The sequence below is a fragment of the Kordiimonas aquimaris genome (assembly GCF_025574485.1).
Lineage (GTDB): Bacteria > Pseudomonadota > Alphaproteobacteria > Sphingomonadales > Kordiimonadaceae > Kordiimonas > Kordiimonas aquimaris.
On record NZ_JAOBPO010000001.1, the window covers coordinates 1,203,827 to 1,219,974 of the forward strand.

The 16,148-nt window shown below is 45.3% G+C and carries 17 protein-coding genes; 9 read left to right on the forward strand and 8 right to left on the reverse strand.

The window, feature by feature from the left end:
* Positions 1-117: 117 nt before the first annotated feature.
* The 8 genes from OEU88_RS05630 to OEU88_RS05665 form a co-directional block, all read right to left on the reverse strand.
* On the reverse strand, positions 118-810 hold the full coding sequence (locus tag OEU88_RS05630) for a ChrR family anti-sigma-E factor (protein ID WP_262694139.1): 693 nt from the start codon (positions 808-810) through the stop codon (positions 118-120).
* An 88-nt stretch (positions 811-898) separates the two neighbouring features.
* Complete coding sequence (locus OEU88_RS05635; RefSeq protein ID WP_262694140.1) at positions 899-1,462, reverse strand: cupin domain-containing protein; 564 nt, start codon at positions 1,460-1,462, stop codon at positions 899-901.
* A 4-nt stretch (positions 1,463-1,466) separates the two neighbouring features.
* On the reverse strand, positions 1,467-1,919 hold the full coding sequence (locus tag OEU88_RS05640; protein WP_262694141.1) for a cupin domain-containing protein: 453 nt from the start codon (positions 1,917-1,919) through the stop codon (positions 1,467-1,469).
* Positions 1,912-2,448, reverse strand: a complete 537-nt coding sequence (locus OEU88_RS05645) for an RNA polymerase sigma factor (RefSeq protein WP_262694142.1) — start codon at positions 2,446-2,448, stop codon at positions 1,912-1,914. The genes OEU88_RS05640 and OEU88_RS05645 overlap by 8 nt, the downstream gene beginning before the upstream one ends.
* A gap of 64 nt (positions 2,449-2,512) precedes the next feature.
* Positions 2,513-3,160, reverse strand: coding sequence for an RNA polymerase sigma factor (locus OEU88_RS05650; RefSeq protein WP_262694143.1), 648 nt, complete (start codon positions 3,158-3,160; stop codon positions 2,513-2,515).
* A 115-nt stretch (positions 3,161-3,275) separates the two neighbouring features.
* Entirely contained in the window at positions 3,276-4,373 is a 1,098-nt protein-coding gene (locus OEU88_RS05655) for a HupE/UreJ family protein (protein ID WP_262694144.1), read from the reverse strand.
* Positions 4,370-5,482 (reverse strand): hypothetical protein, encoded by a 1,113-nt coding sequence (locus tag OEU88_RS05660; protein WP_262694145.1) that lies wholly within the window; start codon positions 5,480-5,482, stop codon positions 4,370-4,372. Before OEU88_RS05660 ends, OEU88_RS05655 begins: the two co-directional genes overlap by 4 nt.
* Before the next feature lie 109 nt (positions 5,483-5,591).
* Positions 5,592-7,181, reverse strand: a complete 1,590-nt coding sequence (locus OEU88_RS05665; RefSeq protein WP_262694146.1) for a DUF4331 domain-containing protein — start codon at positions 7,179-7,181, stop codon at positions 5,592-5,594.
* Between the two features lie 257 nt (positions 7,182-7,438).
* Here OEU88_RS05665 and OEU88_RS05670 point away from each other — a divergent pair, with 257 nt between their 5' ends.
* From OEU88_RS05670 to OEU88_RS05710, 9 genes are all read left to right on the forward strand, one after another.
* The gene (locus OEU88_RS05670) at positions 7,439-9,073 is read left to right on the forward strand and encodes a GspE/PulE family protein (protein ID WP_262694147.1); all 1,635 of its coding nucleotides are present in this window, start codon (positions 7,439-7,441) and stop codon (positions 9,071-9,073) included.
* Between the two features lie 53 nt (positions 9,074-9,126).
* Positions 9,127-10,281 (forward strand): type II secretion system F family protein, encoded by a 1,155-nt coding sequence (locus OEU88_RS05675; RefSeq protein ID WP_262694148.1) that lies wholly within the window; start codon positions 9,127-9,129, stop codon positions 10,279-10,281.
* A 10-nt stretch (positions 10,282-10,291) separates the two neighbouring features.
* On the forward strand, positions 10,292-10,732 hold the full coding sequence (gene gspG / locus OEU88_RS05680) for a type II secretion system major pseudopilin GspG (protein ID WP_262694149.1): 441 nt from the start codon (positions 10,292-10,294) through the stop codon (positions 10,730-10,732).
* Positions 10,707-11,165: a type IV pilus modification PilV family protein gene (locus OEU88_RS05685; protein ID WP_262694150.1), complete on the forward strand. Its 459-nt coding sequence runs from the start codon at positions 10,707-10,709 to the stop codon at positions 11,163-11,165. The genes gspG and OEU88_RS05685 overlap by 26 nt, the downstream gene beginning before the upstream one ends.
* A complete protein-coding gene (locus OEU88_RS05690) occupies positions 11,152-11,775 on the forward strand; it encodes a PulJ/GspJ family protein (protein ID WP_262694151.1) in 624 nt (207 codons plus the stop codon). Before OEU88_RS05685 ends, OEU88_RS05690 begins: the two co-directional genes overlap by 14 nt.
* A 160-nt stretch (positions 11,776-11,935) precedes the next feature.
* Positions 11,936-12,925 (forward strand): hypothetical protein, encoded by a 990-nt coding sequence (locus OEU88_RS05695; protein WP_262694153.1) that lies wholly within the window; start codon positions 11,936-11,938, stop codon positions 12,923-12,925.
* Positions 12,918-13,505, forward strand: a complete 588-nt coding sequence (locus tag OEU88_RS05700; protein WP_262694155.1) for a hypothetical protein — start codon at positions 12,918-12,920, stop codon at positions 13,503-13,505. The genes OEU88_RS05695 and OEU88_RS05700 overlap by 8 nt, the downstream gene beginning before the upstream one ends.
* On the forward strand, positions 13,498-14,037 hold the full coding sequence (locus OEU88_RS05705; protein ID WP_262694157.1) for a hypothetical protein: 540 nt from the start codon (positions 13,498-13,500) through the stop codon (positions 14,035-14,037). The genes OEU88_RS05700 and OEU88_RS05705 overlap by 8 nt, the downstream gene beginning before the upstream one ends.
* Positions 14,024-16,123, forward strand: coding sequence for a secretin N-terminal domain-containing protein (locus OEU88_RS05710; protein WP_262694158.1), 2,100 nt, complete (start codon positions 14,024-14,026; stop codon positions 16,121-16,123). Before OEU88_RS05705 ends, OEU88_RS05710 begins: the two co-directional genes overlap by 14 nt.
* The last annotated feature ends 25 nt before the right edge of the window (positions 16,124-16,148 follow it).

Genomic DNA, 16,148 nt, shown 5'->3' on the forward strand with positions numbered 1-16,148 from the left:
TAATAAAAACACTTTAGGCTTCCTACGAGTTTTTCGTAATAATGTAGGCAGTTCCTGGCAATAAAGTTTGTTTATTACCGTCCCGCTTAAATGCCTAAAAATTTGTTTTTCATTACGCTAGATTTTGGTGAACTTTTGCATGACCTTTGGCAAAAAACTTGAGTAGATGGTTGGGCCTTCCGTGAAAACAAGACAGACGCAGTCTTCTTTTTTGTCCATGATAGGCTGATGTTCGTCGTTTTCATCGACTTGATGCAAATCACCTCGCAGAAAATGTCCTTCTTTCGTGGAATAGCCTCCTTTTAAAATCAGAGTCCATTCGATACCGCTGTGTGTATGAATAGGTGTAATGGCACCAGCACGACTTTTAAACATCCACATCCGACCGCCCATGCCATCTTGCCAAAGATGACTGATCATGGATCCAGGACCGGCAAATCGCCAGCGAGCTTGCGAATAATCAAACCCTAAAAACCGCTTGATGGTTTTGGGAAACAAGCCTTTAGCTTCGTCAAGAACAATAGATACTTCCGGATGAGCGTGTCTGGGAAAGTTCTCTTCCTGCTCCTCGATCCGGTTTAAAATGTTACCTAGCATCGCATAGCCAATATCTTTGCTTGGCTGCAAGTCTTCCAGCATTTGACCACCCAAAGCCTCAAGCCTTGTAACTTCTGATTGGAGCTCAGGACACATATCGATATGTGCTGCAGTCATTAAAGACTGACCAGTTGAAAGTTGGCCTGCTGCGTATGCTGCTAATGAGGTCTCATCAATATAATTCTTGATTGAAAACAATTTTTCGTATCCCAAAAACGAAACCTATCCGATGTGTATCGGTCCAATATTATTGGATACGTGTAGAATCAACGCGAGGGTGACAATAAACTGAAATAATTTTTTAAGCAGCAACGCCGGTGATACGGCGTGACCTTACGAACAAAACACCACCGCTATCTGAGCACAGTTTCGGATGTACGGCCCCTCTTGTCGCAACGTGAAAATCGCCCGGGCCAAATTTAACGCCACCAACAAATATGGTGCCTTCCATAACAATGCATTCATCGTTCCAGTCACCATGCTCGTGTTCTTCCACGACACTGTCTGGGCCAAACTTTAGCAAGTAAGATTCGCTCCCTAATTCTTCATCGATATATAGAGATTTAACCTCAACATTATTGGAATGCTTGTACCAACGCCCTTGGTCTTTATTAACCGCCAGAACCCCTGGGGGCAGTGCTGTATTGTTGCGCCCCATACGCTTATGAATATTTTCCCATAAAGACTTTGGCGGCTGTACATCCTCGATGGCGTCAGCCAGTGGTGCCAGCCGACTGTCCCATGCGGTTACCAATGAGGCAAAGTCGGGGTCATTGTTCATAAGTTGTTCTGCTTCTAAACGCTGATCTGCGTCTAGCGTGCCAAGTGCATATTCAGAGGCTAAAATGTCTTTTTCGTTAGTCACTGTTTTAAGTCTTACCTTCACAAGAGTATGGTTCAGTCATTCCAGTAACACGTTTGGACCTGACAAATAAAACTCCACCTTTTTCAGACCAAAGTGATGGATGAGTAGAATCAGGTTTGGCGACATGAAAATCACCTGGAGCAAACCGAATATCTCCCAGAATGATATCCCCCTCCATTACCATACATTCTTCCGTAAAGCCATCATGAGAGTGTGTTTCCACACTACTTCCTGGTGTAAATTTCATCAAAAAGGATTCCGTTTGCGTATCATTGTCGATATAGAGCGATTTGACCATAACGCCAGCAGTTAGCGGCCACCAATCGCCCTTTTCCCGATATACCGCTTCAATGCCATTTGGAAACACCTTATTATTCTTTGCAATTTTGCGATCTATCACGCCCCATAAGTATTTTGGAACGAGATCGGAAGCCCAATTATTGAGTTTCTCATTCACCTCTTGCTTCCAAACATTTTTTTAAGGATTGCAGGCCGCGTCTGATTGAACTTTTAACGGTACCAAGAGGTTTCTGGCAATTTTCAGCGAGTTCCTCGTGCGTGTAACCACCAACAAAGGATAATGAAATCAGATTGGCACGCTCTTTGTCCAATTGTTGCAGGCATTCCCAAATCTGATCGTTATCTTCGCTTTGGGGTGTAATGATATTGGCGGTATCAATTAATATCTCTTCCTCATAAGCTTTGCCTGTGCGTAATTGCCGTTGAATGGAGCGAATGCGATCTATTGCAAGCCGTCTCAATATTGTTGCCATCCATGCCATTGGTGTGCCCTTTTCAGATGCATAAGTCGGAGCCTGTTGCCAAATTCTCAAAAATGCTTCTTGGGTTATGTCCTCTGCTTGATCTGCTCGTTTTAGAATAAGCAAGGCAATCGCATATAATTTCCCACTAACTTCACCATAAAGCTCTGAAAATGCTTTCTCGTCGCCTTGAGAAACGGATGCTAACAATTGTTCATATGCCATTAAATTGCCTGCAACTTGTGCCTTTAGTTTGAAATGTCATGCTACAGTTTACCTTGAAAACTGCTCAAGCGTCGACATCTAATTCTCGCTTTAACTTCGCATAAGCTAGCCGTGCTCTCGATTTGACAGTTCCGACAGGTACATCCAGTTCTATCGCGATGCGGTCTTGGGTTTTGCCCTCCATATACATTTTGAAGACTATTTCATATTGATTCTGCGGTAGTTCATTTAGGGCGTCTCGCACTTCTTTTTGAACTTGAATTTGTGATAGTTGTTCGTCTGCGTTTTCATTCTCTCTATTTTCAGGAGGATATAGAATTGAGGTGAGCTGTACTCGCCTTTCTCTACGCATAAGGTCGAAAAATTTATTGCGTGCAATGGTATAAAGCCACGTACTTGGGGAAGCTTTTTGAGGACAATAAAGTCGGGCTTTGTTCCATACCGCGAGGAATGCCTCTTGTGTCAATTCATCGGCACATGCACTGGAAGCACCCATTTTGAGCATATATTGATTTATTTTGGGCGCGTAATAAGCAAATAGGGCCGCGAATGCAGGCTTGCTCTGTTCTTTACCGATTAAGGTCAGGTAATTTACTGTCGCCTCCCGAACGTCACGTGTGCGCGCTGGAATCGACAGTGAGTCCACTGGTTTTACCGTATTGAACGGTTTATTTCCAACGGTCTCTACCTTCTGTACAGAGCCTAACGGCAAGATTCATCCCCTAATATTGGTGTGGTTACGGCCAATTACGACGGGGGGATTGCGTTTAGATGCACTGCTTTAAAAATATTTTTTCAGCTCATTTTGAGTATGTCCAACAATAAAATTAAAAACCGAATGCTCTCTGCATGAACCAACACAGTCCGGTTATGAAGGCGATAGTGGCGAAAACTCTAGTGACAAAAAAGTGTATTTTGTTTTGGGGTTTTAGAGATAGTAATATGATCAATGCTGTAGTTGCTAAAACCAATTGCCCGAATTCAATTCCTAAGTTGAATGCAGTTAGGGCAATGACTAAATCTGTACCCATAATATGAAGCGGTCCAAGTGCGCTTGCAAAACCCAGACCGTGAATCAAGCCAAAAGTAAAGGCCGCAGGCCACTTTTTTGCCCCTAAAAACGGATAAAAAAGATCTGCTGCAGCAATTGCTACACTCAATCCTATCGCGCTTTCAACCAGCCATGCGGGTAAGAACAAAATACCTGTTTGTGCCAAGCCGAGAGTGATTGCATGTGCTACGGTGAAAGCAGTTAATAATTTTACAGTGTTGAAACAGATTTGCTTCTTGGCAATATGTTTTCGCTCGGCGGAAAGAGTTACGGCAATGACTAATACGAGCAGAAATAGAATATGATCAGGGCCATCCATAATATGGACAAAGCCTGAAACAAAAAAATCTGTGAAAGAAACCGATGTTGATAGTTGGTTTAATGTCAATGTCCGGTTATCAGCATTAATTATGCCGGCTGTTTCTTTGCCGTTATTAACAAGTTTAAATAAACTTTGATGAGATAGATCAGTCTCAAATAAAAATTTATATTGCAGCCGAACTGGTTCGCCGGGATTAGGGCAGGCTACCGAAAAATTGAGGGATAGATAAGGGTCATTATTCAAAAAAGTTGGGTTTTGAGTGGTGTTTTCGAACCCACACTTACTATCACCCTGTGTTAAAATCAGGTTGCGTGAAGCGACATCCAGAATTTGACTACGATGAGACTTCAACTCTCCTCGGGTGATCGACCCATCCCCATTGGTATCCATTTCTAGCAAAACATTGAGGTCTCGAAATGCAATATCCCATTGTGCGAAAACCCTTTGGCCTTCAGTAGTCAAAACAAGGTAGCTATCACTTGCTTGATGCGCAAACGCAGTATTTGTAGCGACTAGTGTTGTCAACAGTAATGCCGCAAGTCTTTTCATCATTCTGTTGCACCTGTATCAGATACTGGCATCAGGAACTTTGCTATAGTTGCGTCTTGATATCTATTTTTGATGATCCAATCCACGACATAGTCAACGGTATTCATATTCCCGGATTGCTTTGCTGTTTCCATCAGCAGTCGTATGTCAATTGGCTCTTTTTGATCGTTCCAGTTTTCAAGCGCAGCCGACAGAGCTTTTTGCGGCTCTTCACTCAGATAAAGATAGTAATAGGCAGCTTCGCGTGCGTGCGGATTTTTACCGCGTTTGCTTAAAGCTAGAAATAAACGTTCTAGCCTCTTGGATGCCGTTGATCGCCAGTTTTGGCCTAAAATTTTCTGAGCCCTCAACCTTCGAACAATAAGTGCATCTGACTGTTCGTCTTCTGAGATAAGAGACAATACATCCGAAGGTCGATTTAGCATAAACAGCACATCTGCGAGTTGTGCTCTGTGAAAAGCAGCTCTCGCCAACGTTTTATCCATGAAACCGGCATAATATAAGGCCTCCTGGACTCTATTACTTCTTACCGACATGTCCATAAGCTTTCCCAGCGCCCATGTTGTAATTTCTGGCTGATATGAATTTGTGGTCAATAATTCCTGCAGCTTCTGGCGTGCAACATCCAAATCGCCGGTCAATGAAGCAAGCGAAAGGGTACAAATTTCAGATATATGGGACATCCTTGTACCTAGCGTATTGCAGTTGGTGTGGGCCTCGACGAACCGACCTTGAATCTGATGTATATTTGCGCTCATGAGCGCAGCTGTTGGATATTGTTGGGTTGACTGAGGTATATCGCCTAGAGAATTGAGCGCACCGCTGAAATCATGATTATATTGTTTAATCTCGGCATCAAGTAGCGTTATCTGTGTCGGAGTTTGTTCCATATCTAACCATCTTTTCAACACTGCTGCAGCATACCCCAAATACCGTGTGTCACTTTCATTTTTGCCTTTTGCAATATAACGATGCGCTAGGTTAACCGCAGTTCCCAAGTCGTCTGGGTGCTCTTGCGTGTAGCGTCGCATGCGCGTCAATAAAACTGTCTCTGGATCGTTACTATCCGGTAGGCGCGCAATGACTTGATCGTCCGTGTTTTCTGATTGCATCGCTTTCATTGGCAATGAAACGAACGAACTCAATAACACCAATATGAAGAGTGGGGAGAGAAACCTCCCTCCCCACTTCTGAGTTTCTGTGTCGCAAGGTATGCGCATATTAATCGTCGCGGTCGCCAGGAAGTGGCGTCTCAAAGTAAGGGAATTCATTTAAGAATTCGAGCGACGTGCGTCGTGCACCATCTACGAAAGGTACCAAACCTGCAGGTGCATCTTCAGCTTCACCGAAGAAACCAACAGAGATCAGAGTACCCATTGCAGCGCGAAGCGTGATGTCGATTACGTCATCACCTGGGCGGCGACCATTAGGGTAACCAGCAGGATCTGCAGCAAGGTATGGGCGCTCAACGCCTTCACCAAGGTCTTCAAAGTCAAGAACACCCAGTGGGTTCTGCATGCCAAACGGCGTGGCAGCAACAGACGTGTCCAGACGCATCATTTCACTCAATGCAGTACCACTTTGTGGAGCAGTGTTGAATGTATTTGGAACGGTCAGGCCAGTCAGGAATGTTGCGATAAGGTCCGTTCGCGGAAACAAGTTCGGCGCAGGAACTACAACACCAGCGCCACCGAATACGCTTTCAATGATTTCTGGGAATGCAGGGTTAGTGACATAGTTTGCAAACTGCCCGTCGTCTTTCGGTTCGCTATTGTTGAAGCGATCTTTGTCAGAAAGACCGATAACCAGCTCGTTCACGAGAGGTGAACCAAGACGAGAAACCTGAACCAAACGTCCAGCTTCGAAATCAGGGTCTTTTCGTTTTTCGCTAAGGTTACGAAGCAGGCGTGCTTTAGGCAGGCTAGCTGTAGTCCAGCCACCTACAACCGGGTCGCCGTCAGCTGTTGTACAAGCGATCGGCAGCTCAACAGACAAAGTTGTTACATTGTCATCATCTGTTACATCAGGGCCGATGTCAGAGTTTGCTTCGCCAACTGGCAAGAAAGGAGTAACGCTTCCATCTTCGTTCAGTGTTTGGAAATTTAGCAAATCAAAAGCTTGGCCAAGGTTTACATTGAATGGGTCTTTACGCTGGCCAACAAAAACCTTACCAGGCATGTCGCAATCAGGCATGTCGAATTCATACACGTGATCACGTGCATATGTTTCATAGTTGCCAGGCCCGCCAAACGTATCGGTGCCAACGTAATCTGCTGGTTTTTGGAAGATGTGTGAACCAGTTTCGCGATCACGGAGAACAGTTTTCTTGCCTCTACGACGATCACCTTCAATTAGTGTCAATGTATATGTTTCACGAAGGTTGAGGGCTGCGTTGTCTTCCCTGTTTGGACCGATGACGCCGGCACTGTAGAGAGCTACTTCTGTTTGCTGACCACCTGCGTCAACCGTAATGCCGCCAAGCTCAATGTTGAAATCAAACTGGAATGTCAGATCTTCAACATTGTCACCATCGTTGTCGAGGTGCAATTCGTACACAGCATCTTCGTCCATTGCGAAAAACACGACGGCGCCATATGGCTGCTGTAATGGGTAGTAGTTGCCCATAATGGTCATGTAATCTTCACGGCCAGGCTCATAGCTGCGGAACATGTAGAAGTCTGTGCCATCTACTTGACGCAACTGAGAAATCGCAGGCGCTTCATTGTGGCTTGATGCGTGAACAACAAGGCCCATTGCACTGGTTGCCATCAGCCCGGTAGCGAGGGCCATTTTCAAGGCGGGGAATCTCATATTATTTGCTTTCGTTTTCATAAAAAAATCAGCTGGATGGAATGACCGAACCAATTGATCATGTTGAACAAGTTTTAGTGTACCAACGGGATATCCCGACGGTTAGTGAGGGTTACGGTAAAACTTGAAAGGGGGGTGCAAACCCAGGGATACAATCACATTCATGTGAAGTAGGTGCACCTCAGTCACTACTCACCTCGTAGTCTTGGTCAGTGCGAATTGAGGTCATTGAAGCCTCATGGCAAAGAGATGGTAGTATGTTTACAGATAAAAGTTACGAGGGTTTTTTGGCATTTCTGGAATCCCAAAAACAAATTGTTATGAAAGATGTCCTGTTGGTCTTGGACACAATGGTGCTCGAGAAAATCAACCTTTCACAGACCGTTCTGGGGCTTGGCTTAATTAACGATCAGACGTTGGCTGATCAACTGTCGTCCTATCTTGATATTGAGAAAGTTCGGCCTGAATTTCAGCTGAGCGAACTTCTTTTCAACGAAAAAATCAGTGCCCGGTATCTGCGACACCAGCATGTTTTACCAATTGAAATCACGGATATTGGCGTTAAGGTTGCCATGCTCGATCCGATGGATAGAAAAACAGCGAAAACGTTACAAGACTTCATGCAGATGCAAGTGATTCCCTGTGCCATTGCACAGTCCCAGTTAAATGCCCTAATGGACTTAGTCATACCAGAGCCGTACACGTCACCATCTGATAGTGAAGAAGAGGCTGATAATGTAAATCAAAATATGGCGGCTTTGCGATCACGTTTTGAGGATGAACCGACAGTTCGTGCGGTCGAGAAGATCTTTGATCAGGCAGTGCTTTTAAATGCGTCGGATATACATTTGCATCGTCAAAAAGGAATATTCGAAGTTCGGTTTAGAACTGACGGTATCTTGAAACAGCAGGCTGTTGGTCCTGTTGCTAGTCCGAGTGCGCTGATGTCTCGTATTAAAATTCTCGCAGGTATGGATATTGCCGAAAAGCGGCTGCCACAGGATGGGCGCGCACGTATTATAAGTAACGGACGTGAGGTTGATTTACGGGTGGCTAGCATGCCAGTTTTGGAAGGCGAAAGTCTTACGGTTCGGCTATTAAACCGTAGTAATATACCACTTAACCTTGAAAACCTTGGGTATTCGGAAGGCAATTTGATCAGGGTTAGGCGGCTTTTGGACAATCCCAATGGTCTTATTCTTGTGACCGGCCCTACAGGCAGTGGAAAGACAACAACATTATATGCAGCCCTTCAGGAAAAAATTGATGGAACAACAAAGATTATGTCCATCGAGGACCCTGTAGAGTACGAGTTGAATGGCGTAACCCAGGTCTCTATCAACCCAGCCATCGGTCTTACATTTCCATCTGTTTTGCGATCCGTATTGAGACATGATCCTGACATTATTTTAATTGGTGAAATTCGCGATCGTGAGACTGCCGAAATTGCTATTCAGGCTTCGCTTACGGGTCACTTGGTTTTGGCAACCTTGCACACGAATACTGCGGCAGGCGCTGTACACCGGCTCCTCGATATGGGGGTTGATGATTATCTGATCACGGCGGCCGTTCGCGGTGCTGTTGCCCAGCGGTTGGTTAGAAAGCTGTCTGATGTACCCCAGAATGGCGTACTGCAGTATCAAGGTAGGTGTGCGGTGGCTGAAGTGCTCTCTCTTAGTTCCAGCGTTCAGAAACTTATATTGTCGGGCGCTGATACTTCATCGATTGAACAAGTCGCGAAGGCCGAAGGGATGCAGGACTTCATGACAGATGGTATGGAAAAGGTTCATGCTGGTATAACCAGCAGTGAAGAGGTGCTCCGGCTAACAATGAGTGATCCTACGGTGCCAAACCCTGATGCCAGTGCGCTGCGTGATGAAATTTCGCTGTGACCAGATTTTACTATAAATCTATTTCTGATTCAGGGCAGGTAATCACTGGGGAGATGGAAAAGCCCAACCAAGAAGAAGTTGTTAGCGTTCTGCGTGCGAAAGGACATTTACCTGTCACCATAAAGTCCAAGTCGCAATCCCGGTGGAATTTCGTTCGTACCAAAAACGCGGCTCTGAATCCCAAAGAAACTTTGTCTGTAGTTTCTGGACTTTCCGATCTTTTGGAAAGTGGTGTCTCTGTTGATGAGGCTCTGACAATTTTATCTAAGGAAACCGAGGGCTCAAAAAACCAATTGCGACTTGTGCAGCATATAATCACTGAAGTGAGGGGCGGCAAGAGCCTTTCGTCGGCTTTTGTAAGCTCAAAAATGTTGCCAGACCGCAGTACTGGGCCGTTGATATCTTTAATCAAAGCCGGAGAGAAAAGCGGTCAACTAGCAAACAACCTAACGCAGGCAACGACGCTGCTTCAGAACAGCATGGATGCCAATAAGAAATTGCAATCTGCTTTATCTTATCCTTTGGTGGTATTATTTGTTGCCTTTTTCACGCTTATTTTTATGGGTGCCGTCATCGCTCCAGCCTTTCGGGATTTGTTTCAGGATCTCGGTAAAGAATTGCCAGGAACGCTTAGTCTTCTCATTTCCTTTGTTGATCTTGTGCCATTGTTTCTGGCCGCTTTATTGGCAGCAGTCTTGGCCGGGCACATTCAAAGTTCTCTGGTACTTAAATTGAAAGATTGGTTTAGCGGTCTTCTTTTGAAGATTCCCATGATTTCCAGCGCGATAATGTATAACGAAATTGCGAACTTCTCTTTCCTTCTAGCCAACCTGTTGAAGGGCGGTGTGGAGATTGTGACTGCACTGAGATTAGCTCGTGATGGTGTCACCAATAAAATCATTGGGAAAAGCCTGGAGCAAGTTTCAAAAGAGGTTGAAAATGGACGAAACCTCTCCGTTGCCGTTCTTAAAATAGACAATATACCAGCTGTCTTTGTTCAAATGGTACGTATTGGAGAAGCAAAAGGTAACTTGTCGCCAATGCTGCACCGATCCGCGGACATTTTACGTAGTGACCTAGAAGAAAAAATTGAACGACTAACCGCTTATTTACCAGCCGTCTTAATATGCCTATTGGGTGGGATTATTGGTCTTCTCGTGTCGTCAATCTTTGGTGCCATTTTGGATATAAATGACCTGGCAATTTAGGACTGAGTCAATGAAAAAGAGAAACGTAAATTCACAGTCTGGCGAAACAGATGCTGGTTTTACATTACTGGAAATTCTTGTTGTTTTAACCATCGTGGGTCTTTTGGCCACATTGGTGGCACCAAAGGTTACCAAATATTTATCCGGTGCCAAGTCCAGTACTGCTTCTGCGCAGATGGCTTCAATCGCGCAGGCTCTGGAGCTATACCGGTTGGAGGTTGGGTCTTTGCCCTCAACAGAAGCAGGCTTACAGGCTTTGTTGGTTCGGCCTGCCAACCGCAGGCGTTGGAACGGACCTTATTTAGAAAGACCTTCGGCATTGCTGGACCCTTGGGGCAACTCCTATCAATACCGAGTGCCGGGCGAAACAGGTGAATTCGACCTTTTGAGCTTGGGCGCCGATAACCAGTTGGAAGGGTCAGGTGATGACCAAGATATTTGGTATCGATAACATGTTTTCTGATCGCTCTCAGAACAGAGATTGTGGTGACGACCTGATTGCTGGCGATGATGGCTTCTTGTTAATTGAGGCGTTGATTGCACTGGCAATTTGTTCACTGGCCGTGGTGGCTTTGATTAGGTTTTCTCAGGTATCTGCGAACGTTCAAAATAGATCGTCTGTTAAAGCACAGGCAATTTTAGAAGCGCGCAACCTTGTTGAGTCTGTAGGAACAGAAATCAAACTGGTTACTGGTGAGCAGATACTTGAATTGCCGTCAAATCGGACGGCAACAATTACAATCGAACCATATGAGCCAAGCTATATTCAGAGCCGACAAAGTTCGGATCAGGAGTTTCTATATCAGGTTTCTGTCGTTATTGATACAGAACAGTTTGGTACGGTGGTATTACTGCGTGCGGTTCGGGCGCATGACCTATACTGATCAAGGCATACATTCTTCTGAGCATGGCTTTTCTCTCATTGAGATGCTGATTGCTGTTGCTATACTCTCGCTTATTTCTCTCACTTTGGTTGTGGCTTCCACAGGTACTATACGACTATTTCAACGAGGCGTTTCGCTTTCAATCACAACATCTGAGGTTATGCGTGCCCAAACAACGGTTTCGGAGTTATTGGCGGCCGCTCTTACAAAAGAGCAGTTTCCTGATGCCCGCTTTCTGGGGGAAAAAGACACTATAAGCTGGACTGCCATACCTGTTAGTTTTCCCGAGACGCCTAATATATTGCAATTTCAGCTTTCACTTGTGCCGGGGTTCAGCATTGCAGGGTCTGAGGGTGGGGTATTTGATCTTGTCTTGGCTTGGGAAACCCCAAATCTCAAGGATCTTGACGGGCGAGCCGTTCTGGTCAAAGGCCTTGGGCAACTGGAATTTGTCTATTCCAACGTGACGAGCGAGAATAAAATTGACCCTCAATACCCAGTTACAACAATGCCGTCTGGTGTTTGGTTGCGTGCTGAAAAATCGGATGAACTTTCGCCGTCCTCAAACACTAATTGGCCAGATCTATACGTGAGGTTTCACCATCGGTGACCAATTGCACCCTTTATAAAAGCCAGTCCGTAGTGCTGACCGAGAAAACCAAGCTTTTGAACATAGATTTAGGTCGGTATTTTTACGGATTCATTAAGTGAACAAGACAATAAATATTTTAACAGAGATCAAATCGTTCTTCGCTTGGTGGTGCTCGGTTATGCGTAGTCTTTTTTTTAAAACGTCTACGCAGTCGCACCAAAAAGATACATACGCGGCACTCAATCTTGTTGAGCGAAAGCTAACTGTTATCACCGAAGAGAGTGTAATAGAATACACCATCGAGGATGACCTTGCGTCAGCGCCTCTACCACAAACGAGCCAAATTATACATGATGCAAACATTATGTCGCTCGCAGTGAGGGTGCCGGGAATCATTGAAGTGGCAGCAACATTTCCTGCTCAGGCACGTGGAAACTTAAGAGATGTGATTGGCTATGAAATAGACCGGTTAACACCGATGCATGCCGAAAATGCACACTTCATCTATCACGTAAACGAACAGGGATCTGATGATGTCTCAATCCTGGTCGATATAGCGGCTGTAGATGCTGGCTCATTGAGTGCCGCTCAAAACATCGCAGAAAGTTTAGGCTGTCATCTTGTGTATTTGGGTTTAGATCCTGTTCATCAAAACAATGCCAACCTCATGCAAATGCATCGCCGATCGGATGCGCAAACTGAGGATAACCGGTTCTATTTAGTGACGGCTTTGCTTTTGTTCAGCCTGATAGCAACGCCGTTTCTACAAAAACAAAAGCAGGTTGCTGTTTTGGAAGAGGCAGTAAAGCCTATTGAAAATACGGCACGACAAAAAATGGCAGAACTTAATTGGCTTGAAAATAATCGGATGTGGATGGAAACTATAAGGCAAGACAGCCCAAGATTTCTGAAATCCTTACAAGACCTCACCAATCAGCTCGAAGAGAGGGATATCATATTCTATCTGGTTTGGAATAAATCTGAACTGGAAATTGCAGGCACAGCGTCCAACTCAAATCAACTTATCAAAAAGTTTGCGACAACAAGTAATGTTGAATCGATTGAATATCTAAATCCGATTCAGTCGGATACTGACCAATCTCTGGAAGGCTTTCACCTGAAGTTACGGTTTGTGTCCAGGTCTTCTTCGGAGCAAAGCAATGGCTAAACAAAGCTATACCAGCCGATTGCAGGAAAGGCCTCAAAGTGAGCAAAAAGTGATAGCTATCGGCTTCTTGACTGCTCTCGTTATGTTTGCGATTTTTGGTATCCTTTCGCCATTATTCTCTTGGTATAGCAAGATGAATACTACCCACGACCAACTGGCCTTCATTGGGCAAAAATATGCGCAAACTTCTGCGCGATCAGAAGCACAAATACGAGAGATAAGCGCGAATGTTCAAATAGCATCAGCAAGTGACCTTATTTATAGTAACTCTGAGGTTTCTCTCTCTGTAGCGCAATTTGAGGGCGACTTGCGATCTGCCATCGGACGAGTAGGTCTGTCTATCAATAAGCTGTTGCCAGGTTTGCCTGAATCGTCTGAAAATCTATGGCTTTTGCCAGCTATGATCGAGGTTGCCGGCCATCCTTCGAAATTTACCGAGTTGATCTATATCCTTGAAAATTCACCACCACTGATCCGGATTGATCGCGTTGAAATTCTCGCTACCGGCGATGATCGCCAGCTTGGGGTCTTAAAAGCCAGAATTCACTCTTTTCATATGGAAAAGCCAAGCAATGGTTAGAAGAAGTATCTCTCAGCGAACTGCCCGGCGAATTGTTTTGGCTCTTATCGTTATAGCGGTGGGTCTGGAACAGTATCAATGGTTAGCAGCATCCCAGTTGCCAGCTTTTGAACAGAGTGCGGAACAGGTGTCAGTGTCAGGCTGTTGCGAACTGCTGCACGAACGTGAGCGATATACAAATGTACTGAAACGTTCACCTTTCACTCTTGATACTCCCGTTGAGACTATTGATCTCTTGATCACAATTTATGGCTCTGTGAAATACTCAGGTGAAAACAAGCTAGTGATTAGATTTGAGAGCGAAATGCCTTCACAGCTTATGAGCGTGGGTGAGCAATATCGTGGTTGGACAGTCCTGAACTTTGATGCGCGCACTGCAGAATTAGAAGGCCCTAACGGCATTGTCACAGTCTTGATAAAGCCCGACACAGATCAATTGAGCCTCGAAAATCCGTTGTCTGACACTGAAGACGAAGACCAAGAAAGCTCGACAGTCCGCGAAGTAGAGGAAATTATAAATGCCAACGGTTAGACAAACTACTTGCATGGTAGCGTTGACGGGCTTGTTGCTTTCGGGCTGCAGCGGAGTAACAGGAGGCGGTCCTGATAATAGTGTTATGCAACCGGAAATTCGCCGGCAATTCAGCTCTGCATTAGCTAGTGCTCAGGCTTCGGTGCAGCCGCCAGCAATTTCAGAATCTGATGAAAATGTTGTTAAAAATCTAGCAGCTAAACTGAATGGGTTTTCCTCCGAGGCGAAAAATAAGTTGCCAGAAGCGGATGCTGAGATATTGAACCTTGACCTCACAAATATTGGTGTGCGTGACCTGGCTGAGCTCGTGCTTGGAGAACTTCTTCAGGCTAATTTTCTTATTGAAGATGATGTGGCAGGGCGGGTGACTGTCAGCACACCGCGAGGATTGAAAAAAACAGATTTACTTCCGCTTTTGTCAGCCGCTATACAAAGCCAGAATGCTGAGCTTGTTGTAAATGGTGATTTATATCAGGTTGTGGCTACAAATAAATCATCCTCAGTGATTTCAGGTGGCTCGGGCTCTGGTGGTCACATAATGACCATCCAGTTACAGCATGCCTCCGCTACATACATGCGCCGCACTCTTTTGCCGGTTGCAAAGGATCTGGTGGACATAACAGCTGATGAAACACTGGGAATATTAATACTGTCCGGCAGAACTCGTCACCTCAATAGCATAAAAAAATTAGTGGAAACGCTGGATGTAGATGCATTGAACGGCAAGACATTTGGTTTGTATGCGCTTGATCATGCATCTGTTGACGCATTCATTGAAGAATTTGAAGCAGCGTTTCCTGCAAATTTAGCCGTAAATTTAGTTCCTATAAGGCGTATGAATGCTCTTTTGGCAGTGTCTCGCACTGCAAAAGACTTGAGGCAACTTGAAGCTTGGGTTCATACGCTGGATCGTGTGAGTGGGAAGAACCATCGATCAATGCATGTTTATCAGGCAATATCCGGTCAACCGTTACAGCTCGCGGATATTCTGAGAGATATCTTCTCAACCGGATCAACTGCAGCACCAACCAACGTGCCCAGCAATGACCAAGGCCTTTTTGATAGAGAGGCTGGTGAGGGGCTTTTAAACCCAATTCTGGATAACGACGCGCCTGTGGAAGCCTCTAACGAGGAGGCCGACCAGTCAGAGAACATGCCTACAAATAATACAGGTGAATTAAGAATAATTCCTGATGAGCTGACAGACAGGCTGTTTATCTTTGCGAGCGAGGCAGAATGGGCTGAAATACAAGCCGTTTTGCAAAAACTGGATACCCCGCCGCAGCAGGTTATGATTGAAGCCACAATTGTTGAAGTCGCTCTGAATGACAACCTACGCTACGGCCTTCAATTTATGCTGAATAGTGGCAACGCCGACTTTAACCTTACAGACTCCAGTGCAGGCGGTGTTTCTGCTGGCGGTGGAGGTTTAGGCTTTGTTTTCGATAATGGCCGATCTGCTAGGGTTATTTTGGACGCACTTTCCAGTGTAACGGATGTGAATGTAATTTCTTCTCCTCGCCTGATGGTTCTGGGCGAAGAAACAGCAACTCTGCAGATCGGCGATCAGGTCCCTGTTGCAAGTCAATCTGCTGTTCCCATCAACTCAGCGGATGCGCGCATCGTGAATTCGATCGAATTTAGAGATACAGGCGTCATTTTGCGCGTCACGCCACACATTGGCGCTGGGGATACAATTTTAGTTGATGTTGACCAGGAAATCAGTGACGTGGTGGCAACCACTACATCCAATATTGATAGCCCAACAATTCGACAGCGGCGTGTTTCCAGTAAAATTTCGGTTCAGGATGGGGAGACCGTTGCGTTTGCAGGCCTCACGCGCAACACGGTGAATGACAGTAAGAGTGGTATTCCGATCGCGCGAGACTTGCCTGTAGTTGGTTCTCTGTTTGGTTCTACCAACCAAATTTCCAACCGGTCTGAACTGCTAATATTACTTACGCCGCGGCTGGTCCGAAATCTTGATGATGCGCGTGCCATCACAGATGAATTGCGGGGCCGATTGTCAAACTTGCGCCAAAATCAAGATGACGGTTGGGTGCAAATCGCTAACCCGCCATCATGATTTTAAATCAGGTCTTTTGGACTGT

Excerpts from the sequence above, each read along its gene's own strand:
- OEU88_RS05675 (WP_262694148.1), top strand. The coding sequence starts at position 9,127 with ATGGAAAAGCCCAACCAAGAAGAAGTTGTTAGCGTTCTGCGTGCGAAA.
- OEU88_RS05710 (WP_262694158.1), top strand. The coding sequence starts at position 14,024 with ATGCCAACGGTTAGACAAACTACTTGCATGGTAGCGTTGACGGGCTTG.
- OEU88_RS05670 (WP_262694147.1), top strand. The coding sequence starts at position 7,439 with ATGTTTACAGATAAAAGTTACGAGGGTTTTTTGGCATTTCTGGAATCC.
- OEU88_RS05685 (WP_262694150.1), top strand. The coding sequence starts at position 10,707 with ATGACCAAGATATTTGGTATCGATAACATGTTTTCTGATCGCTCTCAG.
- OEU88_RS05645 (WP_262694142.1), bottom strand. The coding sequence starts at position 2,448 with ATGGCATATGAACAATTGTTAGCATCCGTTTCTCAAGGCGACGAGAAA.
- OEU88_RS05665 (WP_262694146.1), bottom strand. The coding sequence starts at position 7,181 with ATGAGATTCCCCGCCTTGAAAATGGCCCTCGCTACCGGGCTGATGGCA.
- OEU88_RS05655 (WP_262694144.1), bottom strand. The coding sequence starts at position 4,373 with ATGATGAAAAGACTTGCGGCATTACTGTTGACAACACTAGTCGCTACA.
- OEU88_RS05695 (WP_262694153.1), top strand. The coding sequence starts at position 11,936 with ATGCGTAGTCTTTTTTTTAAAACGTCTACGCAGTCGCACCAAAAAGAT.
- OEU88_RS05700 (WP_262694155.1), top strand. The coding sequence starts at position 12,918 with ATGGCTAAACAAAGCTATACCAGCCGATTGCAGGAAAGGCCTCAAAGT.
- OEU88_RS05705 (WP_262694157.1), top strand. The coding sequence starts at position 13,498 with ATGGTTAGAAGAAGTATCTCTCAGCGAACTGCCCGGCGAATTGTTTTG.
- OEU88_RS05660 (WP_262694145.1), bottom strand. The coding sequence starts at position 5,482 with ATGCAATCAGAAAACACGGACGATCAAGTCATTGCGCGCCTACCGGAT.
- gspG (WP_262694149.1), top strand. The coding sequence starts at position 10,292 with ATGAAAAAGAGAAACGTAAATTCACAGTCTGGCGAAACAGATGCTGGT.
- OEU88_RS05690 (WP_262694151.1), top strand. The coding sequence starts at position 11,152 with ATGACCTATACTGATCAAGGCATACATTCTTCTGAGCATGGCTTTTCT.